At 65.7% G+C, this 21,941-nt stretch carries 20 protein-coding genes, 1 tRNA gene and 1 pseudogene; 8 read left to right on the plus strand and 14 right to left on the minus strand.

Annotation, left to right across the window (positions count from 1 at the left end; all coding sequences use genetic code 11):
- Positions 1-128 precede the first annotated feature (128 nt).
- The 5 genes and pseudogenes from QQS52_RS08400 to QQS52_RS08420 form a co-directional block, all read right to left on the minus strand.
- A pseudogene (locus QQS52_RS08400) lies at positions 129-392 on the minus strand (site-specific DNA-methyltransferase); the annotation flags it as partial.
- A gap of 116 nt (positions 393-508) precedes the next feature.
- Complete coding sequence (locus tag QQS52_RS08405; RefSeq protein WP_472773437.1) at positions 509-796, minus strand: hypothetical protein; 288 nt, start codon at positions 794-796, stop codon at positions 509-511.
- A 383-nt stretch (positions 797-1,179) separates the two neighbouring features.
- Positions 1,180-1,253 (minus strand) — tRNA-Pro (locus tag QQS52_RS08410).
- Between the two features lie 114 nt (positions 1,254-1,367).
- The gene (locus QQS52_RS08415) at positions 1,368-1,763 is read right to left on the minus strand and encodes a YchJ family protein (RefSeq protein ID WP_472773438.1); all 396 of its coding nucleotides are present in this window, start codon (positions 1,761-1,763) and stop codon (positions 1,368-1,370) included.
- Positions 1,760-2,917 (minus strand): bifunctional alpha/beta hydrolase/OsmC family protein, encoded by a 1,158-nt coding sequence (locus QQS52_RS08420; RefSeq protein ID WP_472773439.1) that lies wholly within the window; start codon positions 2,915-2,917, stop codon positions 1,760-1,762. Before QQS52_RS08420 ends, QQS52_RS08415 begins: the two co-directional genes overlap by 4 nt.
- Before the next feature lie 91 nt (positions 2,918-3,008).
- Between QQS52_RS08420 and secA2 the strand changes: the two genes are divergently transcribed.
- The 5 genes from secA2 (at position 3,009) to QQS52_RS08445 (ending at position 8,223) form a co-directional block, all read left to right on the plus strand.
- Positions 3,009-5,306 (plus strand): accessory Sec system translocase SecA2, encoded by a 2,298-nt coding sequence (gene secA2 / locus QQS52_RS08425; protein ID WP_472773440.1) that lies wholly within the window; start codon positions 3,009-3,011, stop codon positions 5,304-5,306.
- Between the two features lie 75 nt (positions 5,307-5,381).
- Positions 5,382-5,816: an oxoglutarate dehydrogenase inhibitor Odhl gene (odhI, locus tag QQS52_RS08430; protein WP_290221697.1), complete on the plus strand. Its 435-nt coding sequence runs from the start codon at positions 5,382-5,384 to the stop codon at positions 5,814-5,816.
- A 187-nt stretch (positions 5,817-6,003) separates the two neighbouring features.
- Complete coding sequence (gene ftsR, locus QQS52_RS08435) at positions 6,004-6,735, plus strand: transcriptional regulator FtsR (protein ID WP_472773441.1); 732 nt, start codon at positions 6,004-6,006, stop codon at positions 6,733-6,735.
- 69 nt (positions 6,736-6,804) lie between these two features.
- Positions 6,805-7,494: a bifunctional nuclease family protein gene (locus QQS52_RS08440; RefSeq protein WP_472773442.1), complete on the plus strand. Its 690-nt coding sequence runs from the start codon at positions 6,805-6,807 to the stop codon at positions 7,492-7,494.
- Between the two features lie 168 nt (positions 7,495-7,662).
- The gene (locus tag QQS52_RS08445) at positions 7,663-8,223 is read left to right on the plus strand and encodes a MerR family transcriptional regulator (protein ID WP_472773508.1); all 561 of its coding nucleotides are present in this window, start codon (positions 7,663-7,665) and stop codon (positions 8,221-8,223) included.
- A 292-nt stretch (positions 8,224-8,515) separates the two neighbouring features.
- Here QQS52_RS08445 and QQS52_RS08450 read toward each other — a convergent pair whose 3' ends face one another.
- From QQS52_RS08450 to gndA, 4 genes are all read right to left on the minus strand, one after another.
- Entirely contained in the window at positions 8,516-9,373 is an 858-nt protein-coding gene (locus QQS52_RS08450; protein ID WP_472773443.1) for a VWA domain-containing protein, read from the minus strand.
- 63 nt (positions 9,374-9,436) lie between these two features.
- Complete coding sequence (locus tag QQS52_RS08455) at positions 9,437-10,297, minus strand: 3-methyladenine DNA glycosylase (protein ID WP_472773444.1); 861 nt, start codon at positions 10,295-10,297, stop codon at positions 9,437-9,439.
- Between the two features lie 3 nt (positions 10,298-10,300).
- Complete coding sequence (locus QQS52_RS08460) at positions 10,301-11,707, minus strand: DEAD/DEAH box helicase (RefSeq protein ID WP_472773445.1); 1,407 nt, start codon at positions 11,705-11,707, stop codon at positions 10,301-10,303.
- Positions 11,708-11,745: 38 nt separating this feature from the next.
- On the minus strand, positions 11,746-13,206 hold the full coding sequence (gene gndA / locus QQS52_RS08465; protein ID WP_472773446.1) for an NADP-dependent phosphogluconate dehydrogenase: 1,461 nt from the start codon (positions 13,204-13,206) through the stop codon (positions 11,746-11,748).
- Positions 13,207-13,263: 57 nt separating this feature from the next.
- On the opposite strand from gndA, the gene QQS52_RS08470 reads away from it, so the two are divergent.
- Entirely contained in the window at positions 13,264-13,737 is a 474-nt protein-coding gene (locus QQS52_RS08470; protein WP_472773447.1) for a PaaI family thioesterase, read from the plus strand.
- Here the strand turns inward: QQS52_RS08470 and QQS52_RS08475 are convergent.
- Complete coding sequence (locus QQS52_RS08475; RefSeq protein ID WP_472773448.1) at positions 13,734-14,807, minus strand: magnesium and cobalt transport protein CorA; 1,074 nt, start codon at positions 14,805-14,807, stop codon at positions 13,734-13,736. The genes QQS52_RS08470 and QQS52_RS08475 overlap by 4 nt on opposite strands.
- Positions 14,808-14,895: 88 nt before the next feature.
- Here QQS52_RS08475 and QQS52_RS08480 point away from each other — a divergent pair, with 88 nt between their 5' ends.
- Positions 14,896-15,498: a class I SAM-dependent methyltransferase gene (locus QQS52_RS08480; RefSeq protein ID WP_472773449.1), complete on the plus strand. Its 603-nt coding sequence runs from the start codon at positions 14,896-14,898 to the stop codon at positions 15,496-15,498.
- A gap of 28 nt (positions 15,499-15,526) precedes the next feature.
- Here the strand turns inward: QQS52_RS08480 and QQS52_RS08485 are convergent, their stop codons facing one another.
- The 4 genes from QQS52_RS08485 to QQS52_RS08500 form a co-directional block, all read right to left on the minus strand.
- Positions 15,527-17,113 carry a bifunctional hydroxymethylpyrimidine kinase/phosphomethylpyrimidine kinase gene (locus QQS52_RS08485; protein ID WP_472773450.1) on the minus strand — a complete coding sequence of 529 codons (1,587 nt, stop codon included), beginning with the start codon at positions 17,111-17,113 and terminating at the stop codon, positions 15,527-15,529.
- A 90-nt stretch (positions 17,114-17,203) separates the two neighbouring features.
- Complete coding sequence (thiE, locus tag QQS52_RS08490; protein WP_472773451.1) at positions 17,204-17,845, minus strand: thiamine phosphate synthase; 642 nt, start codon at positions 17,843-17,845, stop codon at positions 17,204-17,206.
- Entirely contained in the window at positions 17,842-18,645 is an 804-nt protein-coding gene (thiM, locus tag QQS52_RS08495; protein WP_472773452.1) for a hydroxyethylthiazole kinase, read from the minus strand. Before thiM ends, thiE begins: the two co-directional genes overlap by 4 nt.
- Positions 18,646-18,969: 324 nt before the next feature.
- Entirely contained in the window at positions 18,970-20,325 is a 1,356-nt protein-coding gene (locus tag QQS52_RS08500) for an NAD(P)/FAD-dependent oxidoreductase (protein ID WP_070768073.1), read from the minus strand.
- A gap of 290 nt (positions 20,326-20,615) precedes the next feature.
- Between QQS52_RS08500 and QQS52_RS08505 the strand changes: the two genes are divergently transcribed.
- Positions 20,616-21,941, plus strand: a complete 1,326-nt coding sequence (locus tag QQS52_RS08505; RefSeq protein WP_472773453.1) for a class I SAM-dependent methyltransferase — start codon at positions 20,616-20,618, stop codon at positions 21,939-21,941.

Genomic DNA, 21,941 nt, shown 5'->3' on the forward strand with positions numbered 1-21,941 from the left:
GTCTCAGCAACAGCCGGCAGACTCATGGAAGGAGCCCGAGTTTCCGGCTGGAAACAAGCCATTAACCAAATGGCCGTCGCCTACCCCGACCGCTTCGATAAGTACCTATAAACCTAACCTCACACACAAACAACTTGACACGCTCCGCCGGACTCGCCTAGGATTAGTAGGTTGTCGTCGGTGGGCGTGAAGTCGGCGCGATTGGAGTAGGTTCGTCCCTCCTCTTTTGGCTGTTGCTCGCCGCGTACCGTGTCGCCATGCTCTAAAAAGTGAGTCTGGCAGTAGCGCGGGTCGGTCGGATCCACCCACTTATACCCATATTTTCCTTGCTCAGTGGGGATTAGGGCTTGGTCTTTGTTGTACCACGTTAGCTCTAGACGCTGCTTCGTCATAGCCTGCGCACTCCTTTTGTGTACCGAGGATAGAACGGATCCAGTCTATCCAGTAGCCATGCTTTTCGGGGCCGCAGTGCCTCTGTTTTGGTGACACGTCCCCTTACTAACCTCAGCTACAGCCGTTCGATGTCTACCTTGCCGTCGAGAACCCTCGGCTCGATGTCCATGTGGATCCCGCGGTAGGGAAGTAGCGCGCGGATAATGTCGTGGGTGATGCCGATGCCTGGGGCTGGTTCGTCTCGCAGCAGGTGGTGCAGGCTAGGGCAGTAGTCCACGCCGGGAAACTCGTCTTTGGCTGCGGGAACGCACCCGTGCGGGTCAAAAGTGGTGCAACGAATGATCAGGTCGTCGTGGGCATCATTAGGCAGGTTGAGGGTAAGTCCTGGTGTGGTGGCGGACATGTCTGCAACCGTGGCCTCGTTGACAGACCGGGTAAGTGGGATGGGGCCGCGGGCAGTGTCACCGCCCCGGATTCGGGTGAGTCCCGCGCGGTGTCCACCAGCGTCGGCAAGGGAGACAAAGGTGCCCCGATCGCAGGGTGGCGGTGATAAGTGGCAGGCGTCAGCGGTGGCTTCGCGGATACGCAACCGCGCCCGACGGTGGTCACGCTAGACCGTTAAGGCCGCGTATGTGGCCCGCGAAGGTCGCGGCGAGGCTGCATAAGACCAACTGAGTTTGCTGTCCACAACGACTAAACCCACCGCGACGACGCGGTGGGTTTATCTGTCGGAGACGGTGTCACAAGTGATTGAAGCTAGACTCGCAAAACCGTCGCCGAATTTTGTCGGACTAACAGGATTTGAACCTGCGACCCCTACACCCCCAGTGTAGTGCGCTACCAAACTGCGCCATAGTCCGCCGTTGCTTGTTGCAACGTTGACTAAGGTTACAACAGTGTCATTGCGCTCGTCGAATCGCCTGCACATCCGGGGTGAGGGCGGGCGGGAGCTTTGGGGCTAAGGGCCTTGGGGTTTAAGCGCCGGTGGTGTAGATCCACCGGCCGTCGGTGCGGCTGAAACTGGAGCGCTCGCGCTGACTTCCGGTCGCCGCGCCTTTGTAGAAGGCCTCGAACTCAACGATGCCCTTGTCATCCAGGGGTCCCCCAGCCACGGTGTCGAGGATGTCGAGCCGATAGAAGCGGACGGAATCATCGGCGAGGTTAAGCTCGCTGGGCCGGGTGAAGGGATCCCAGGTCGCCAGCAGGTAGTCCTCGTTGCCCGTGACGAAGGCGCTAAACCGCGAGCGCATGAGGGTCTCCGCGGTCGGCGCCGGTTTGCCGGCGTGGTACTGGCCGCAGCATTCGCCGAAGGTCAACCCGGTGGCGCAGGGGCAGCGGGCATCATCGGCTAAGGGGCGGTGGGTGCTCACTTATCCTCATCCACCAATCGGGCGTTGCTGATGAGCTCGAGAATGTCGGCCTGGCGGGCCGCGGCGAGCAGGGCCTTTTCCTGGCCGGCGTCCAAATCTCCGAAGAGTTTGATGGAACGGGTGAAGTTGGCGCCCTCGCCCTGGGTGACGGTGACGTGGACATCGTCGAGCTTCATGCCGCGGGCGGCGGCCTTAATAGCCTGGGCCGTGCCGGCGGCAACCGCGGACATCAACAGGCCCTCCGGGGTAAAGCCCTGGCCCTTGCCGCCGTCGGCCTTGAGGCGATCGGAGGTCACGGAGCGCTCGTTGTGGCGCACGACCACGCCCATCTTGGTGCCGTAGGCCAGGTGGGCCTCGGCGGTATCCGCCGCCACCGCCGGCGGTTGGTTATCGGGGACGATAAACTGCTCGGCCCAGGCGCCGATGAGATCGGCGGCGCGCTGGGCGGCGCCCTGCTTGGTGATGAGGTGGTCGGCCTTGTCTAGGGCGACCAGCGACTTCGGGTAGCGGGTCACGCGGAAGATGTTCTGGGCGTTGTCAATGCCGACGGTCTGGTCGATGGGCGAGTGCAGCACCATCAGCGGCTTGCGCAGCTTGCTCAGGTAATCGACAGGGTTGGTCTCCGCGAGGTCCTCCAGGAAGCCGCGCGAAATAGTCAGCGTGCGCCCGCCCAGCACGACGTCGACGGCCCCGTTGGCATCAACCTCGCCGATCTTGTCGGCGTAGTGGAGAACGGAGTGGGCCGGGTCAAAGGGCGCGCCGATAGTGGCGACGGCGCGCAGGGACGGGATGCCGGTGGCGGCAGCCGCCAGGGAGGCCGCCCCGCCCAGGGAGTGACCCATGAGCAGCTGCGGGGCGTGGTAGTTGTCCGCCAGCCACTCCGCCGCGGCCTGGATATCGGCGACGTTGTGGTGGAAGGTGGTGTCCGCAAACGCGCCTTCCGACTGGCCCAGGCCGGGGAAATCGAAGCGCAGAGTGGCGATCCCGAAGTCGGTGAGCTTCTTCGAGGTACGGGATGCACCCGGGGTGTGGCGGGAGCCGGCGAAGCAATGGGCAAAGATGGCGAAGGCTTCCGGCGGGGTATCGGGGAAGTCTATGGTCCCGGCCATCTTCAGGCCGGTGGACGACGGTAAGGTGACGTTCACTGATTGCATGCCTATAAGGATAACGAGGCGGCTGCGCACGAGCTACTGCGGGTTTATTAGAGTTGAAGAGACCGATGTTCGAGGAGGATGCCACACAACCATGGGCGCATTTGATTGGTTCTGGAAAGCGATGGGCGCGCAGTCTGAGCGCAACGATAAAAAGTCGAAGGCGGTAGTAACGAGCGCGGAAGATTCCGTGGCCCAGCTCCGCGAGCTCGACGACGCGGCGGTGGCCCAGGCCGGCCACGACGCCATCCGAAACGGGGAGGTAGCCGACAAGCCGGCCTTCCTGGCCGCGCTCGCCGTGGCTGCGGAGCGCCGCCTAGACATGTCTCCCTTCAACGTCCAATCCCAAGCCGTGCTGCGTCTGCTGGAGGGCGACGTGATCCAGATGGCCACCGGCGAGGGCAAGACCCTGGTGGGAGCTATGGCCGCCACCGGCTTCGCCCTAACCGGCAAGCGTGTCCACGTGGTCACCGTCAACAACTACCTGGCCGGCCGCGACGCCGAGTGGATGCGCCCGCTCGTCGAGTTCTTCGGCCTGTCCGTCGCCCCGGTGACAGAGAAGATGACCTCCGCCGAGCGCCGCGCCGCCTACCGCAGCGACGTTATCTACGCCCCGGTCAACGAGCTGGGCTTCGACGTCCTACGGGACAACCAAATCACCGCCCGCGAGCAGACCGTGCAGGCCCGTCCCGACGTCGCTCTGGTAGATGAGGCGGACTCCGTGCTCGTCGATGAGGCCTTGGTCCCGCTGGTGCTGGCCGGCTCCGAGCCGGGGCAGGCGCCGACCGGGCAAATCACCGATGTGGTCGGGCACCTGACCGAGAACAAGGACTACATCGTCGCCGAGGACGGCCGCACGGTCTCCCTGACCGACGAGGGCGCCCAGCGCGTGGAGAAGGCGCTGGGGATCGACTCGCTGTACTCGGAAGACAACATCGGCACCATCCTGGTCAAAGTCAACCTGGCGCTGCACGCCAAGGCGCTGCTCATCCGCGACATCCACTACCTGGTGGCCGACGGGCAGCTGCAGCTTATCGATGCTTCCCGCGGCCGCGTCGCAGACCTCCAGCGGTGGCCCGACGGCCTGCAGGCCGCGGTCGAGGCGAAGGAGGGCCTCGAGGTCTCCGAGGGCGGGCGCATTCTCGACACCATCACGCTGCAGGAGCTGATGCGCCGGTACCCGACGGTCTGCGGCATGACCGGCACGGCGGTCGAGGCCACCGATCAGCTGCGGCAGTTCTACAACTTGCGGGTCTCGGTCATCGACCGGAACAAGCCTCTGGTCCGCGAGGATGAGCCCGATCGCATCTACTCGACCATCGCGGAAAAGAACCGGGCCATCGTCGGCGAGGTCCAGCGGTTGCACGCCGCCGGTCAGCCGATCTTGGTGGGCACGCACGACGTCGCCGAGTCGGAGGCACTTGCCGCCGCCCTCGAGGAGTTGGGCATTCAGGTCAACGTTCTCAACGCGAAAAACGACGCGGAGGAGGCCCGGATCATCGCCGAGGCCGGCGAACGTGGGCGCGTGACCGTGTCCACCCAGATGGCCGGCCGCGGCACGGACATCCGCCTGGGCGGGGCGGATGAGGCCGACCACGACGCGGTCAGTCAGCTGGGCGGCCTAGCCGTCATCGGCACCTCGCGGCACCGCAGCTCCCGGCTGGACAACCAGCTGCGCGGTCGCGCCGGCCGCCAGGGGGACCCGGGCCGCAGCGTCATCTTCGTCTCGCTGGAGGACGACGTGGTCCGCCAGGGAGGCGAGGACGAGCCCCTGTCGGTCCGGCCGGATGCGGACGGCCGGGTCGAATCCAAGCGCGTGCGCGATTTCGTGGCCCACTGCCAGCGCGTAACCGAGGCGCAGCTGCTGGAGATCCACGCCCAGACGTGGAAGTACAACCAGCTGCTGGCCGACCAGCGCGTTATTATCGACGAGCGCCGCGCCAAGCTGCTCGACACCCAGCAGGCGTGGGAGGAGCTCGCCGAGCGGGCACCGCAGCGGGCCACGGAGCTGACCGAGGCCGGCGTGAGCGAGGACGCGCGGGTGCGCGCTGCCCGGGAGATCATGCTCTACCACCTGGATTTGGGCTGGGCCGACCACCTAGAGCACCTCGACGACGTGCGCGAGTCGATCCACCTGCGGGCAATCGCCCGCGAAACTCCCATAGACGAGTACCACCGCATCGCCGTGCGCGAGTTCAAGGACCTGGCGCAGCGCGCGGTCGAGCAGGCGGCGGAGACATTCCGCACAGTGCCGATCGACGAGTCCGGGGCGCACCTGGCGGACGCCGGCCTGGCGCGCCCGAGCGCCACCTGGACATATATGGTCTCGGATAACCCTCTCGCGGGGGCAGGCAACTCCGCCTTGAGCAGCATAGGTAATCTGTTTAAGTAGATGGCCGCCCGCGCGTCGCGCGAAGTCGCTATTATTGGAATAGTTAATTGAGAGCCACCAACCGGAGGTAAAACAATGAGTGAGAACAACGGCACCTCGGAGCCGCAGGTCGAGACTACCTCGGTCTTCCGCGCTGACCTGCTGAAGGAAATGGAAAACGGCGCGGCGGCAACCTCGGAGTCCGGCGCCACCGGCGCGGACCAGCTGCCGGAGGGCCAGGCCTTGTTGGTGGTTAAGCGCGGCCCGAACGCTGGTGCCCGCTTCCTGCTGGACCAGGACACCACCACCGCCGGTCGCCACCCGGAGGCCGACATCTTCCTGGACGACGTGACGGTTTCCCGCAAGCACGCCGAGTTCCGCAAGCAGGACGGCCAGTTCGAGGTCGTCGACGTGGGATCGCTCAACGGCACCTACGTCAACCGTGAGCCGCGCAACAGCCAGGTTCTTGAGGTGGGCGACGAAATCCAGATCGGCAAGTTCCGTCTGGTATTCATTGCTAACCAGGACTAGGGTCCGTAGCACATTTAGGACTAAGTCCGCACCGCGCGGAAGTTTTGGATCCCGGGGTCCCGACCCCGGGGACATCCCGCAGCGCCGGCGCGTTGTGGCACGCAGGGTTTAGCTCTGTCTGCCCGGCGGGTTGCTGCGACCGCGCGTTAACAACCGTTCGTTTTAGGGAATTGGCGAGTAAGGCACAGTGAGCGCAGTACCAAAGAAGACCCAAGCAGCAGGGCAAGCTGCCAAGAAGGCGAAGACCATGTCCATCGGCGTGGTCCTGGGGAAGCTGAATCAGGAATTCCCCGAGGTCACCGTATCCAAGATTCGCTTCTTGGAGGCCGAGGGGCTTATCACGCCGCAGCGTACCGCCTCCGGCTACCGCCGCTTCACCAATGACGACGTGGAGCGCCTGCGCTACATCCTGACCACCCAGCGGGACAACTACACCCCGCTGAAGATCATCCGCCAGCAGCTCGAGGCCATGGACTCGGGCGAGGTGACCGCGATTGTCAGCGCGGGCCAGACCGAAACCCTGGTCAGCCCGGACAAGTTCCGTGCCCCGGTTGTAACCCGTCTGACCGACGGGGACATTGCCGAGCAGGCCAACTCCGACCAGAAGACGGTGGCTCACCTGGTCAAGCTGGGCCTGCTCGCGCCGGACGAATCCGGCTACTTCACGGCTGACGATGTCGCCGTGGTCCAGTCGGTTGAGGCGCTGCGCGCCTTCGGCTTGGACGACCGCCAGTTCAAGAGCCTGCGCAACAACGCTCGCCGGCAGGCGGATCTGATCTCCCAGGTCACCAGCCCGGTAGCAAACTCGAAGTCGGATACCGCTAAGCTGCGGGCGGAAGAAATGTCGCAGCAGATGACCGCGCTGGTGGTTTCCCTGCACGCCACCTTGGTCAAAACGGATCTGCGCAAAGAGTTTTAGTCGATTGGCGTCGCTTCAATGGCGGCGCGGAGACAAGGAGGTCGCGTGGCCCGGATAGCCCTAGAGTTTTTGGGCATTCACATGCTCGAGCCGGAGGAATTCCTCTGTGCGCTGTTCCGCTGGAATGCGGGGGAGCGGGTCGTGCCGGTGTGGATGTCGCCCATCGACGGTGCCCGCGTGGTTGCGCACCTGGGTGGCGCGCAGAGCCGCCGGCCGGACACCCATGAACTGCTCATCGACGTCCTGGCCGAGCAGGGCGGGCTGGAATCCGCGGTCGTGACCAGCTACCACGAGGGCGTTTTCATTCTCGAGCTGACCACCGGCGATGGCGCGGTCCTGGACGCGCGCATGTCGGACGCGCTAATCCTGGCCGATCACTTCGACGTCCCCATTGAGATCGAAGAGGAAGAACTCAACCAGGTAGCGGTCTTTGTGTCTCCGGAGGATCTGCACCACTACGTGGGGGTGGAAGGCGCTACCCCCGCCGGTGAAGCGGGCGAAGACCTCGGTGGCGCCGCAGAGCAGCCGGATTCGGCCTCCGGCGACGCCCAGGCCGACGCGGATTTTTCCGCGATGATGCAGGAGCTTGGGATGACGGAGGAGGATTTCCAGGCGCTGGACCCGGACGATTTCCGCGAGTCCGGGCGGGATTCCGCCGGTGAGCGGCCCGAAAACACTGAGGCTCCTGGTTCGGATGAGTCAGAAGACACTGATGTGACACCTGATGAAGATGGAGACGAGGGGACTGAAGGTTCCTAAGCAACAGGTGTGAACTGCGGTGCTCTCGAGTTGAGGGAAAGTCTAAAGTTAAACTCGAGGTTTAAGTTTCGGCGTGTTACGCCAGATAACGCTTGACTCTTGCCTAGGCTTGACTTTAAATAAAGCATTAGGGCTTCCCCCAAACTTCAATGGAGTAATTACGTGAGCATCGAAGAAGACATCTACGCACACGAGGACAACGGGACTTACGTTCAGGAGTCCCTGTTTGATCTCGGCCCGGACGAGCAGGTCGGCTACCGTGTTCCAATTGCCTGCCAGGTCGCCGGCATCACCTACCGTCAGCTGGACTACTGGGCGCGCACAAACCTGGTCAACCCGTCCATCCGCACCGCCCGCGGTTCCGGCTCCCAGCGCCTTTACTCCTTCCGCGACGTGCTGGTTCTCAAGATCGTCAAGCGCCTGCTGGACACTGGTATCTCGCTGCAGAACATCCGCCTGGCCGTGGATTCGCTGCGCGACCGTGGCGTCAACGACCTGGCTGAGCTGACCTTGGTCTCCGACGGCAAGACAGTCTACGAGTGCCGCTCTAACGACGAGGTCATCGACCTGCTCTCCGGTGGTCAGGGCGTGTTCGGTATCGCCGTCCCGGGCATCATGAAGGAGCTGTCCGGCACCATCTCCTCCTTCCCGTCCGAGCGCATCGACAACGATTCCAACGTCGTCGGCCTCGACGAGCTGGCCGCCCGCCGGCAGCGCAAGTCCTCCTAGCACGCTCGCTCAAGGCCCGAGACTCCCGGGCTAGTACACAGGCTCCCCAGCCGTCGCTCACGCGGCCGGGGGAGCCTTTTGCTGTGCCTTTTACGGGTGCGGCTGGCACCGCGCACTCCTAGCCGCGTATGACGAAACCGGGAGATCTGCCGTCGGCAACGTAAACGGCGGCTACCTAGACGAAAACCTCCGCCCGCCGCTTCGGAAGAGGGGGTTCTGAAGCCCGAAACCACTGGAGGAAACGAGGAAGTCGCAGTGGGAATAACTCCGGTGTATAGCGTTCTCTAGCTAACTACTTAACGCCGGCGGCAGTGCTAACGGCCTTGGTGACGGCGGCACCGTCGGCGGGACGGTCGACCTTGTCGAAGTAGTCCGCGGCGTCCTCCAGGGCCTTGTCCACCTCGCCGTCGCCCAGGTGAACGACGGAGATTTCCACGTTGCGGTCCTTGGCGTCGGCCAGCTGGGCGACGAAGTCGCCGTCAGACAGCGAGTCGTCGGTGCCGGTGGTCACCAACACGACGCGGGCGGGGGCGTTGGATTCGCGGGCATAGTCCGCAGCGTTGTTGGCCGCGGCGACGATGGCGGAGCGAGTCTGCGGGACGCCGCCGGTGCCGAAGTTGTTGACCACACCGGCGGTCTCGCCGCCGTCGGTGAAGCCGAGGTTCTGGCGGTAGCCGACGGTAGCCGTCGCGGAGATCGGGGAGGAGTAGTTCCACAGGGACACGGCTTTATCCTCGCCGCCGACCCCGTTAGCGGCCGCGGCCACCCCGCCGGCCGCCGCGTCGAAGTACGGCGCCATCTGGTCCGAGGTATCCAGCAGGAAGAGCGTGGACTCCGCAGCACCCGGGGTGGCAGCGCCGGCAGCCGCGGCGGTGGAGGAGGCCGCGCTTTCCGAAGCGGGGGCCGAGGACTCCGCGGAGCTCGGCGCTTGGCTGGCGTCCTTGTCCTCGCTGGCGACTGGCTCGTCGGTAGCGGTCTCTTCCGCCGCCTGGGTGGTTTCCTGGGCAGCCGTGTCCGCGCCGTCGTTGTCGTCGTTGCCAGTAAACAAGTAAAGAAGCAGGCCGAGCAGCACGAAGATGGCTATGACAATGACGGCGATGAGCCATCCGGCGATAGCGAAGTTGTTCTTGTCGTTGGCGTGGCGGGCCATATCGTCTTCCTCACTTGTGGTGCTTGCGGGGCCGGGACGCTCGGTAGGCAAGACCGAGCCTCCTTAGCTGCCCAGTCTAGTGGCTTGGGCCTGTTCAATGAGTTCGACAAGCCGCTGGCGGATGGGTTCGGCCCGCTGGGCCAGCGCGCGTTGCCGGTGCACGTACTCCGCCTTCCCCTGCGGCGTTTCGATAGCGACGACGCCAAAACCCCAGGCGCGGCAGTCATACGGGGAGGCTTCCATGTCCAGCACCCGGGCATCGACGGCCAGATCCAACGCGTCCAGGAAGAGCTCCCCGGGGACCAGGGGGCCAAGCTTCCACGCCCACTTGTAGAGGTCCATCGTCACGTGCACGCAGCCGGCCTGGTCATTGTTCGGCTGCTGTTGGCGGTTCAGAGGGCGGATATTGAGCGGCCGGGCCGGGGGAGTAAAGAAGCGGAAAGCGTCGTAATGGCTACATTTGAGCCGGTGCGACTCCACCACGGCGTTCGTGCCGTCGGCGCCTAGGCGCAGGGGCAGATCGTGGCGCGGGGTATCGGTGCGGTAGACCATCGCCCACTCGTGCAGGCCGAAGCAGTCGAAGTTAACCGGGTTGCGGGCGGACTGCGCGAGCAGTCGGTGGATATAGTCCACGGACTCGCCGCGGCGGGCCCAGAACGCCTCCAGATCGAGCCCGACTGTTCCGTCCTCGTTGCGATGGTAGTCCCGCCACTCGGCGTGCGGCGGGTCGCCGGCCAGGCGGGTGCCGATACCGGGGTGCCAGGCGCGCAGGTGGCTGGGGCGGACCGGATAGTACTGGAAGAGGAAGTCGTAGACTGGGTGGTAGCTGCCCGGGTGGCGGAATCGCGCCATCCTGTCGTCGGCCCGCGCCTCGTGGGCGGCGAGTAGTTCCCGCCACTGTTCCGGGGCAAGGACTGTGGACATGGTCTACTTCCTCCTTGGGTTCTTCCTATCGGCGCCCGCGCGCTTGTTCGTCCGGTTCGATCCGGTGGCCTTCTTCCGGCCCCGGTTACCGCCATTATTACTGCCACCGTGTTTGCTACCGCCGCGGCGTTGGCGGGGCTTCTTGGCTCCGGGCTGGCGCTCGGAGCTTGCCTTGCGGGACTTGGCCGAACCGGCCGGCGGCTGCCGTCCTGGAGCAGGGAGGGGAATGCCCGGCGGGGCGGTGGCGCCGGTGACCTTGATGAGGCGCGGGTCGTGGGCCGGATCCGCGGAGTCGGAGAGTTCGACGACCGTGGCATCCACCCCGGCCTTGCGGAGCAGCTGGGTGATTTCGTCGCGCTGCTGCTCCATGCCCAGGGTGACCACGGTGCCGGACTCGCCGCCGCGGGCGGTGCGCCCGGCCCGGTGGAGGTAGGCCTTGTGCTCGGTCGGCGGGTCGACGTGGACGACCAAGGACACACCGCTGATGTCGATACCGCGGGCGGCGATGTCGGTAGCCACCAGCACCGGTACACTGCCGTCGCGGAAGCCCTCGATGGCGCGCGTGCGCGCGCCCTGGCCCTTGTCGCCGTGCAGCGGCAGGGCGTTGATCCCATTGCGTCGCAGCTTCTTGGTCTGCCGGTCCACGCCGTGCTTGGTGCGCATGAACATGATGGTCTTGCCGGCCCGCGCTGCGATGGTCAGCACCACGTCGTTGCGCTGCGGGCGCTCGCCCACGTTGAACACGTAGTGCTCCATGGTCTCTACGGCGGCCTCCACCGGTGCAGTGGAGTGCTCGACCGGGGAGTGCAGGTAGGCGTTCACGACCTCCTCGACGGCGGCATCCAGGGTGGCCGAAAACAGCAGGCGCTGCCCGCGGGCCGGGGTGAGCGCGAGGAGCTTTTTCACCTGCGGCAAAAAGCCCATATCGGCCATCTGGTCGGCCTCGTCCAGCGTGGTGATTTCCACCTGGGACAGATCCAGGTAGCCCTGGTTGATCAGATCCTGGGCGCGGCCCGGGGTGGCGACCAGGATGTCGACCGGGCGGGCCAGCTGCCGGATGTGATTGTTGATGTTGACGCCGCCGACCACTGTGAGGGTGCGCAGGTTGAGGCTAGCGGCCAGGTCGTCGAGGCGCTCCTGGATCTGGGTGGCCAGTTCGCGGGTGGGCGCCAAGATGAGACCGCGGGGCTTGCCCGGCCGCGAGACGCCCTTATCGCCCAGGCGGGCGAGCATCGGCAGCCCGAAGCCCAAGGTCTTGCCGGAGCCGGTCGGGGCGCGGCCCAGCAGGTCCTTGCCCGCGAGTACGTCGGGGATGGTGGCCGACTGGATGGGGAAGGGGCTGTCCATTCCCTGCTGAGCCAGGGTGTCGACGAGGGCGCGGGGTAAGCCGAGATCGGCGAAAGTAGTCATAAGGTGCTTTAGTCTAGCACCGCAGGACTACCAGACGACTAGTCCCACTGGCTCAGGCTGCGATCACCGGACCACTCGAGGTGGTAGGTGCCCTCCTTGTCGGTGCGCCGGAAGGTGTGGGCACCGAAGAAGTCGCGCTGACCCTGGATCAGCGCGGCCGGAAGGCGCTCGGCCCGCAGGGAGTCGTAGTAAGACAGGGAGGAGGCGAAGACCGGCACCGGCAGCCCCAGCTGGGTAGCGGCGACCACCACGCGGCGCCAGGCGGAGATGAGCTTGCCCAGCTCGCCCTGGAAATACGGCGCCAGGATAAGGGCCGGCAGCTGCGGGTCGGCGTCGTAGGCCTCGCGGATGCGGTCCAGGAACTTCGCCCGGATGATGCAGCCGCCGCGCCAGATGGTGGCCAGGTCCCGCGGGTCGACGTCCCAATTGTGCTCGGCGGAGCCGGCCTTGATCTCGTCGAAGCCCTGGGAGTAGGCGATGAGTTTCGAGGCATAGAGCGCGCGGCGCACGTCCTCGATGAACTCGGCGCGGTCAAGGCCCAGCGACTCGAAGGTGGTCTCGGTCCCGGCCGGCAGGCCCGCCTGTTGTGCGGCGGCGCGCTGCGCGGTGGAGGAGGACAGTGCGCGGGCGAAGACGGCCTCGGCGATGCCGGTGATCGGCACACCCAGCTCCAAGCCGTTGATGGCGGTCCAGCGGCCCGTGCCCTTTTGGCCGGCGGCGTCCACGATGACGTCGACCAGGGGCTTGCCGGTTTCCGGATCGTCCTGGGCCAGGACCTCGGCGGTGATCTCAATCAGGTAGGAGTCCAGGTCGCCGGAGTTCCACTCGCGGAAAGTCTCGGCGATTTCGTGCGGGTTCAGGCCGGCGCCGTAGCGCAGCAGCTGGTAGGCCTCGCCGATGACCTGCATGTCGGCGTACTCGATGCCGTTGTGCACCATCTTGACGAAGTGGCCGGCGCCGTCCGGACCAATGTGGGTCACGCACGGGGTGCCGTCGACGTTGGCGGCGATGGACTCCAGGATGGGGCCCAAGGTCTCCCAGGACTCGGCCGGGCCGCCCGGCATGATGGACGGGCCGTTGAGGGCGCCTTCCTCGCCGCCGGAGATGCCGGCGCCGACGAAGTGTCGGCCGCGGGCAGCTACCTCCTGCTCGCGGCGGATGGTGTCGGTGTAGTTGGCGTTGCCGCCATCGATGATGATGTCGCCGTCGTCCATGGCGCTGGCCAGCTGGTCGATGACGGCGTCGGTAGCGGCGCCGGCCTTGACCATGATGATGGCCTTGCGGGGGCGCTCCAAGGAGGCCACGAAGTCTTCGATGGTCTCGGAGGCGATGAAGCTGCCCTCACCCGCGTGCTCGTCCATGAAGGCGCGAGTCTTTTCCGGGCTGCGGTTGTACACGGCCACGGTGTTGCCATTGTGGGCGAAGTTGCGGGCGAGGTTAGACCCCATCACGGCGAGGCCAACGACACCAATCTGGGCGAGATCCTTAGGTTCAGTCATGCCGCCTAGATTACCGCATAGGCCATCGGCACAGCCGAAAGACTAGATTGGGAAAGCATGAGTGCTAGCGGAGAACCCCTAAACCCGACCCACGAGCTAGAACAGTTGCTCTATTCGGCCCACGAGACCGCCCTGGACGGCGTCCAGCTTGCGACCATCAACCAGCAGCTGACCGGCCTCGACGCCACCCTGGGGATCACCTACACGGCCATCAGGAACGGCGAAGTGCGCGCCAGGATGTCCATCGACGCCCGCCACCACCAGCCGTGGGGCGTGGCCAACGGGGGCGTGTACGCCTGCCTGACCGAGTCGGTCGCCTCCGTTGCCGGCGTGGTCGCCGCGCGTCGGCCCGTCGTCGGCGTCAACAACAACACCGACTTCCTTCGCCCGGCCAGTTCCGGCGCGCTTGATGCCACGGCCACCCCGCTGCACCTGGGCCGGCGGACCCAGCTGTGGGGCGTGGACATCCGCGACGAGCAGGGTCGGCTGATGGCCCGCTCCCAGCTGCGGACCATGCCGCTGGGCGGCTAGAGCCAGTTATTGCGGCGGAACCACCAGAACATTAGCGCCACGATGCCGACCATGACCAGCAGCGCGATGGGGTAGCCGTACTCGGTGTGCAGCTCCGGCATGTGGTCGAAGTTCATGCCGTAGATACCGGCGACCATCGTGGGGGCGGCGGCCATGCCGACCACGGCGGAGATGGTGCGCATGTCGGAGTTCTGCTGCATGGAAACCTTCGCCACCGAGGCATCGATTAGCGAAGTAAGGCGCTCATCGAAGGAGGCAACCTCGTCGCGGACCACCAGCTCGTGGTCGTTGACGTCGCGCAGGTAGGAACGGATCTTTTTGGGGATCAGATCCTTGTGGTCGTTGACCATGGCCTGCAGCGCCGTGGACAGGGGCGCCACGGCGTGCTTCATCTCCAGAATCTCACGCTTGAACATGTAGATGCGGTCGATGTTGAACTGCGCGCCCGGGGTGAAGACCTCTTCCTCGACCTCGTCGACCTCGGTCTCCAGGAGGGTGGTGATCTCCTTGTAGCGGTCCACCATCATATCCAGGACTTTCCAGGCCAGCGCGATGGGGCCGAGCTCGACCAGGTCCTGCTCGTCATTGATGCAGTGGGCCAGGTTCGGCAGCTTGGCGCTGTGGCGGACAGTGATGAGGAAGTCGTAGGCCACGATCATCTGGATCTCGCCGGTGGTAATGATCTGGCGCTTGTCCTTGACCTCATCGTGGTCGCGGTAGTTGACCGAGCGGGCCACCACGAAGAGCTGATCGTCGTAGCGCTCCAGCTTGGGGCGCTGGTGGGCCTGGACCGTGTCCTCCACGATCAGTTCGTGGATGTTGAACTCGCTGGCCACCTGGGTCATCTGGCTCTCGTACGGTTCGTGCATGCCGACCCAGATGAAGCCGCGACCGTATTCGCGGAGGGCCTCCTGCGCGGTCCGCGGGGTGTATTCGCCGGGCAGGGCCTCGCCATCGACGAAGACGCGACAATGCTCGATTGCCTCTTCCACGGGAACCTTGAACTGGGTGACCTCAGGTTGCGTGAGCTTCTTCTTGCGGGGCCGAAGCGGGTTGGGCACATTTGCCATGGCGGCCTCCTCTTCGTGGTCGGGCAGTGGTAGCCGCAGAGTGCGGCGGATAAAGTGTAGCGCGAAACCGCGCCCTATAATGAAACCTATGCCTACGTGGAAAGAACTGACGACAGCCAACCCCGCCCACTCCCACAATTACGCGCGGCGTTGGAAGCTCATGCAGGCCCAGGGCAAGGACATCAACGGCGAGGCACGCCTCATTGATGCCATGGCCGAGCGCGAGTCCCACATCCTGGACGCCGGCTGCGGCACCGGGCGCGTCGGCAGCGAACTGGTCCGCCGCGGCCACGACGTCCTGGGGGTCGACGTTGACCCCGTGCTCATCGAGCACGCCGAGCACGATTTCCCGGAGGGGCGCTGGGTGGTAGGGGATCTCTCCGCCGAGGAGATTCCCGAGACCGGCTTCGACCTGGCCGTCTCCGCGGGCAACGTGATGGGTTTTCTGGCGCCGGAGGGCCGCGAGCCGGCCCTGCGCCACATCTTCGAGGCCCTGCGCCCCGGCGGCCGCCTGGTGACCGGCTTCGGCGCCGGCCGCGGCTGGGAATTCGCCGATTTCATCGCCCAAGCCGAACAGGTCGGCTACCGCGTGGACAACCAGTTCAGCTCCTGGGACCTTAAGCCTTTCGGCCCGAACTCCGCCTTCCTGGTTGCCGTCCTGACCCGGCCGGGCGCCGACCTCATCCAGTAGCGGATATCAAGCGACTGTCGACGGCCGGCTAGAAGCGGCGATCCGCCTGGTCGAAGAAGGCCAGCTCGGCCAGGCTGGCGCGGTAGAAGGCGTCGAAGGCGCGCTGGCGCTGGGTATCGGTGGCTTCCTCCAGCGCGTCCTCAACCATCTGAAGAGCCCGCTGGGTCCCTTCCACGAAGTCGGGGCCCGAGTACATCTGCAGCCACGCGTGGAACGGGTGGTCCTCGCGGTCCTGGGCGAGCAGGTGCCGGCCGACCTCGGCATAGAGCCAGTAGCACGGCAGCACGGCCGCGGCGGCTACCGCGTAATCCTCGGTATAGGCCGTGGCCACCAGGAAGTCCGTATACGCGCTGGTGACCTGGGAGGGCCGCGCTGCGGTCTCGCCGCCCAGCCAGTCGCGGTGCAGGTCGGATTCGGCAACTAGGACCTCGGCCGCGCCGGCGGCCCAAAACTGGCGGTCCTGTGGATCGCGGGCCAGCGCGCCGAGGCGCCCCAGCGCGGTGGAATAGTGGCGCAGGTAAATCGCGTCCTGGGCCACGTAGAAGCTGAAATCGTCCGCGTTCAGGGTGCCGTCGCCCAGGCGGCCTATGAACGGCAGGGCGAGCAGATCCTTCCACAGCCCCAGGGTTGCCGCCCACAGCGCCGCGGTGTGCGGCCCGGCTGCCGGGATAGCTGGTTGCGGGGCAGGCTGGGACTGGGCCGCGGTATAGGCGGTGGCAACGTCCACGGCAAGCACCGGCTCAGCGCTGGCCGCCCGTGCCAGGCGGCGCTGCCGGTGCCCGTGGTCCACCGGCCCGTGCCCACGGCCGACGGCGAGGGCGTCCGCGTTGGCAATCGCCTCGTGCAGCCAGCGGGTCGACCATTCCAGGGCCGCGGCAAGGCCTTCGCCTTGACCCAGGCGCGTTGCCAGCGCCGAGGACAGCGAGCAGCCGGTACCGTGCGTGTTCTTGGTCGCCACCCGCGGGCAGGCAACGCGGTGGATAAGCCCGGTCCCGTCGACCACGGCGTTATCCGCCCAGTCGTCGCGCAGGTGGCCGCCCTTGACAATCACGGTGTTCCCGGTCTGCTTGGCCCAGTCCTGTGCCATGGCCACGGCCTGATCCACGTTGGTGGCTTCCTCCTTGGGGCTGAGCCCGCAGAGGACCGCCAGTTCCTTCAGGTTGGGCGTGACGCAATCGACCCGGCCTGCCAGCTCCAGGATGGCGGACTCGGCGTCCTTGTCCAAAAGGCGATCCCCGGAGGTAGCCACCATGACGGGATCCAGCACCACCGGCGTCGCGTCTAGCGTGGCGATGAATTCGCGCACGATATCGATGGTCTTCGGGTTGCCGAGCATGCCAATCTTCACCGCGTCGATGTCCACGTCCTCGGCCACGGAGGCCAGCTGGTCGCGCAGCACGTGTGCCGGCGGGGTGAAGATGGAGTCCACGCCCCGGGTGTTCTGCGAGACGATCGCGGTGGTCACAGCCATGCCATAGCCACCGGCGGCGCTGATGGCCTTGAGATCGGCGTGCAGGCCCGCACCGCCGGTCGGGTCGGTCCCGGCGATGGACAAGACACGGGCGACGGGCAGCGGCTGGGCAGGCTTAGTTCCAAGAGGGTAGACGTGAGTCATAGTGACATTCCTTTCGAGCATAGAATTGGCGCACCGTCGAGCGCGGGGTCGTGCTGCAACCCGTGCGCAGGGAGGTAGAGGGCGGAAAGACTAACCGCGGAAGGCGGCAAGGAGCTCGGCCGCGGTAGTGGCGGGGTCCTCGGCAGCCATGATGGCGGAGACCACGCAAACGCCGGCAAAGTCGCTGCCTTTCAGTTCACCGACGTTGTGGGTCTTCAGGCCTCCGATGGCCACGGCGGGCATGCCGGCTTCGGCGGCGCGGCTGGCCAGGGTTGCAGCGGCCTCGACCCCGATGCCTTCCGGAGCGTTGGCCTTGGTGGCGGTGCTGAAAACGGGCCCGATGCCGATGACGTCCGGCCGGGCAGCCCCAGTAGCATTCAGCGCGGCGTCGAGCTCCTCCTCGGAGCCGACGGACAGGCCCACCAGTGCACCTTCGGCCAAGCGCGGGCGGGCCTCGGCGACGCTGAGATCGTCCTGACCGACATGCAGGTGGCAGCCGAGTTCGGCGGCGAGCTCAACCCGGTCGTTGATAAACAGCGGGATCTGACCCAACTGTTCCTTTAGGCTGCGGGCGTAGGGGAGGAGCTCGGCACTGGTTGCGTCCTTGTCGCGCAGCTGCACCACGGTGGCGCCGCCACGGCAGGCCGCCACGGCGATCTCGGCGACGCGCTCCCGCCCGCCGGCCAGATCCGGATCGGTGACCAGGTAGAGGCTCCAGTCGGTCGCGGTCATGCCAGCTCCACCGGCTGGAGGGCGCTGTAGGTGATCAGATCGTCGGTACCGAGCTCGTAGAGCGCGTCGATCCAGGCTACGGCGAAGCTGCCGGGCGACTGGGCGTGCTTGTAGGCCAGGGAACCGGCCACGGAGACGTGGGCGTGGGCGGCGATGACCGCGGCGAGCGGCGGCTGTCCGGTGCCCAGGTAGGCAGCCGTGATAGCGCCCAGGCTGCAGCCGGTGCCGATGACCCGCTGGAGCAGCGGCACGCCGCCGGCCAGCTCCCAGGCGGAGTCCTGGGTGACGAAGATGTCCTTCTCGCCGGAGATAGCCACCACGCCCCCGGTGCGCTGCGCCAGCGCCTGGGCGGCGGGCAGGGCGGCGCTTGCCGTGTCGGTGGCATCGACGCCGCGGCCGCCCTCGCCGAGCTGCGCCAGGGCGATGATTTCGGAGGCGTTACCGCGGATGGCCGCGGGCTTTGAGTCGACCACTGAGCGGGCGAATTCCGTGCGGGGGGACAGCCCGCCGGCGGCGACCGGGTCGAGCACCCACGGGTTGCCGGCCTCGTTGGCACCGGCGATTGCCTCGCGCATGCCCTCGTACTGGGCCGCGGACGGGGTGCCGATGTTGATGAGGACGCCGTTGGCCACGCGCGCGAACTCGCGGGATTCCTCCGGGGTATCGCACATGGCAGGGCTGGCGCCGATAGCCAGCAGGGCGTTGGCGGTCACGTTCGTGACGACGGTATTGGTCAGGCACTGGACCAGGGGATTGCGCTCGCGCACGGCGGCGAGAGCAGCGCATACTGCTTCTTTCACAACACTTTCCTTCGCTAGTTCTAACTAAGAGCAGGTTCCATGGGTATGTTCTCAGCCGGAAGCTCTACGTCCGGCACCCCAATGTTGTGCCGTCCACCCTAACAGAGCCGAGCTCGCAAGTTGCCCGGTTTGAAAGAAAACACCCCCAACGGGCAACGCGACAAACACCAGTGCCAGCCCCAAAGACACGGCTAGGATCCGCTAGGGACAAAAAGAATCCCGCCGTGGGGCGCGCGGGTTCTAAACCGGCGCGCCCCACGGCGGGGAAGAGGTGCGGGTGCTCGGCGGCACCGCGCGGGGCTGTCTAGCCCCCTCTCGGGTCTCTTAGGCCTCGGAATCCTTCGACTTCTTGGCCAGCGCGTTGCGGGCAGTGCGCATCTGCTCGGTGATGGCGAGGTTACCGCGGTCGCGGGTGAACGCGTTGGAAATCCAGTTGATGAAGGTGACGAAACGGTTGCGCATGCCGACCAGGTAGGTCGCGTGCAGCGCCAGCCAGCCCAACCAGGCGAAGATGCCGGTGAATTCGACCTTGCCCATCTTCACCACAGCGTTGAAGCGGGAGATGATCGCCATGGAGCCCTTGTCGAAGTAGTCGAAGGGTTCCTTCTCGTTGGCGGTGGACTCCTCGTCGACCTTGGCGTCGATGAGGCGGCCGACGTGGGTACCGCCCTGCATAGCGACCTGAGCCAGGCCCGGCAGCTTGTTCAGGTTGATCATGTCGCCAATGACGTAGACGTTGGAGTACTCGCCTACGGTCAGGTCCTCGTTGACGGAGACGCGACCGGCGCGGTCGGTCTCGACACCGGCCTGGTCGGCGACCATCTTGCCCAACGGGGAGGCGGATACACCCGCAGACCAAATTTTAGTCGCACCGGTCAGGGTGGTCTCGGAGTCATCCTTGGTGTTCTTGTAGGTGACGGTGTCCTGGTCAACGTTGGTGACCATGGCGTTCAGCCGGACATCGACGCCCAGCTTTTCCAGGGTGCGCTGCGCCTTGCGGCCCAGACGCTTGCCGAACGGCGGCAGGACCTGGGGAGCGCCGTCCAGCAGGTAAATCTTGGCCGCGGACGGGCCGTAGGTGGAAAAGGCGTCGGTGAAGGTACGGTTAGCCAGCTCAGCGATCTGGCCGGTCAGCTCCACACCGGTCGGGCCAGCGCCGACGATGATGAAGGTCAGCAGGCGCTCGCGCTCAGCCGGATCCTCGGTGAGCTCGGCCTGCTCGAACGCGGAGACGATCCGGGAGCGCAGCTCCAGAGCGTCATCGATGGTCTTCATGCCCGGGGCGAACTCGGCGAAGTGATCGTTGCCGAAGTAGGACTGGCTGGAACCAGCTGCAACCACCAGGGAGTCGAAACCGTAGGTGCGGTGGAAATTATCGTTTTCCGCGGTTACTGTCTGGTCTTCCAGGTTGATGTCGGTGACGGTGGCGTTGACAAAGTTCGCGTTCTGCTGACCGCGCAGCATCTGGCGGGTCGACGGGGCGATCTCGGAAGCGGAGATCATGCCGGTAGCCACCTGGTAGAGCATCGGCTGGAACAGGTGGTGGTTCTTCTTGTCGATGATGGTGATATCGACTTCCGTGCCTTTAAGCTGCTTTACGGCGTTGATGCCGCCGAATCCAGCACCAATAACGACGACGTGGTGGCGTCCTCCATTGGGGCGGTATGGGGTTGCTGACATGTAGATGACTACCTTCCTAAATGCTTGAACTAAGTACCTACCGTTTAGCCATTGTAAACGCTACTCCCCGGAACAGATAGTTTCACCCCGATATAAACCAGGCCCCTCGGCATGGCACCCGGGTTGCGGACTTAATCGGCATTAGTCTAGGAACGATTGGACTAAAACGCGAGGCCGCCGACACAGCGTTTTCCTTTTCGGACTAGGTGTAAAGCCCCTGGCCGGGCCGGCTAATCCACGGTAGGGATAGGTGCTGTGCGGGCGGCGTCAGGATGGGACTTTTGAAGGAAATGGCCTTGGAGCATACTGCGGCTATCGATGCCGAGCAATGGCCAGGCGTTGCCCGCGTGCCCAGCGGCCGCCTGCTGGGCTTGCGGGCACGCCACGCGGAAGCTGACTTCGCCCGAGCCTGCGACCGCGCGGGCCTGGTCCTCGACGCCGAGGATCCGGAAGACCTGGACCTCAAGGTCGAATACGACTCCTTGTTCGCGCGCATCGCGAGCTCCGGCTGGCTGGGTGTGGCCGAGTCTTACCTGGCCGGGGAGTGGACCACGCCGAGCACGGACAAGCTGGTCCACGTGCTCACCCGGCTGGTGCAGTGCGGTTATTCCCCGAAAACGCCCACCGCGCCGGTTGCCGCGTATGAGGGGGGAGAGATCCCCCAAGAGCTGCTGGCGCTTTATGCCGGCGATAGCGTGAGCCACCAGGGCGGCATCTTTGCCACCGGGGTGCCGACGACGACTAGGCAGACCATCGACCGTCAGGGCAGGCTCGTGGACACCGAGCAGCACAACCGCCGCGGGTTACCGGCCGGCGCCCACTTCGTTGACGTCACCACGATGACGGAGCCGCAGGCGGTCGACCGCGAGGATCTCAAGTCTGCCCAGACGCGGGCGGCGAACTGGCTGCTCGATGCCACCGGTGTTCGCGCCGGCTCGCATTGTCTAGTTTTTCCTTCCTCCGGCGCCCGCGCCGCGGTGGAGGCGGCCGGGCGGAAAGCGACCGTGGACTTGCTTTCTGCCGATCCGGCCAGCCTGCTGCCGCTGGAGGAGTTCTTCTTGCTAGAGGGCGCGGACGACTCCGTGCACTGCCAGCTCATCGATGCCCCGATCCCAGGTCCGCGTCAGTGGCGCGGGCGTTATGACTCGATTATCAGCGTGGAACTTTTCGAAGCGCTGACCCCGCGGCAGCGCGCCGACTACATCGACACCCTGGCCAGGTTGCTCATCAGTGGGGGAAAGGCGGCCATCCAATCGCTGGTGGCCACCGAACACATGACGCCGGCTGCCCGCTCGGCATGCCAGGTGCTGCGCGCCTATATCTGGCCGGGCCTCAAATGCCCGACGGTCGCCGACGTCCACAAGGCCTTTGAGAAGAACGGCCACCTACGGATCATCGGGGAGACCCACACCGGATCGCATTACCGCGAATCCATCGCGCAGCAGCGCTCGTTCTTCTCCGGGCGCCTGCGGGAGGCGGCCGCCGCCGGCTTCGACCCCGTCTACCGCCGGCTGTGGATGTTCCAGTTCGCCCTCCGGGAAGCCCTCCTGCAGGCCGGGATGCTGGACTCGGTCCAGTTCGTCGCCACGCACCGCAGCCGCGGCGGGCAGCGCTAG

This window comes from Corynebacterium sp. 1103A, assembly GCF_055700955.1.

Bases quoted from the DNA above. Each gene is read 5' to 3' on its own strand.
- QQS52_RS08405 (WP_472773437.1), bottom strand. From the start codon at position 796: ATGTCCGCCACCACACCAGGACTTACCCTCAACCTGCCTAATGATGCC.
- QQS52_RS08420 (WP_472773439.1), bottom strand. From the start codon at position 2,917: ATGCAATCAGTGAACGTCACCTTACCGTCGTCCACCGGCCTGAAGATG.
- secA2 (WP_472773440.1), top strand. From the start codon at position 3,009: ATGGGCGCATTTGATTGGTTCTGGAAAGCGATGGGCGCGCAGTCTGAG.
- odhI (WP_290221697.1), top strand. From the start codon at position 5,382: ATGAGTGAGAACAACGGCACCTCGGAGCCGCAGGTCGAGACTACCTCG.
- QQS52_RS08450 (WP_472773443.1), bottom strand. From the start codon at position 9,373: ATGGCCCGCCACGCCAACGACAAGAACAACTTCGCTATCGCCGGATGG.
- QQS52_RS08455 (WP_472773444.1), bottom strand. From the start codon at position 10,297: ATGTCCACAGTCCTTGCCCCGGAACAGTGGCGGGAACTACTCGCCGCC.
- QQS52_RS08460 (WP_472773445.1), bottom strand. From the start codon at position 11,707: ATGACTACTTTCGCCGATCTCGGCTTACCCCGCGCCCTCGTCGACACC.
- gndA (WP_472773446.1), bottom strand. From the start codon at position 13,206: ATGACTGAACCTAAGGATCTCGCCCAGATTGGTGTCGTTGGCCTCGCC.
- QQS52_RS08470 (WP_472773447.1), top strand. From the start codon at position 13,264: ATGAGTGCTAGCGGAGAACCCCTAAACCCGACCCACGAGCTAGAACAG.
- QQS52_RS08475 (WP_472773448.1), bottom strand. From the start codon at position 14,807: ATGGCAAATGTGCCCAACCCGCTTCGGCCCCGCAAGAAGAAGCTCACG.
- QQS52_RS08480 (WP_472773449.1), top strand. From the start codon at position 14,896: ATGCCTACGTGGAAAGAACTGACGACAGCCAACCCCGCCCACTCCCAC.
- QQS52_RS08485 (WP_472773450.1), bottom strand. From the start codon at position 17,113: ATGACTCACGTCTACCCTCTTGGAACTAAGCCTGCCCAGCCGCTGCCC.
- thiE (WP_472773451.1), bottom strand. From the start codon at position 17,845: ATGACCGCGACCGACTGGAGCCTCTACCTGGTCACCGATCCGGATCTG.
- QQS52_RS08500 (WP_070768073.1), bottom strand. From the start codon at position 20,325: ATGTCAGCAACCCCATACCGCCCCAATGGAGGACGCCACCACGTCGTC.
- QQS52_RS08505 (WP_472773453.1), top strand. From the start codon at position 20,616: ATGGCCTTGGAGCATACTGCGGCTATCGATGCCGAGCAATGGCCAGGC.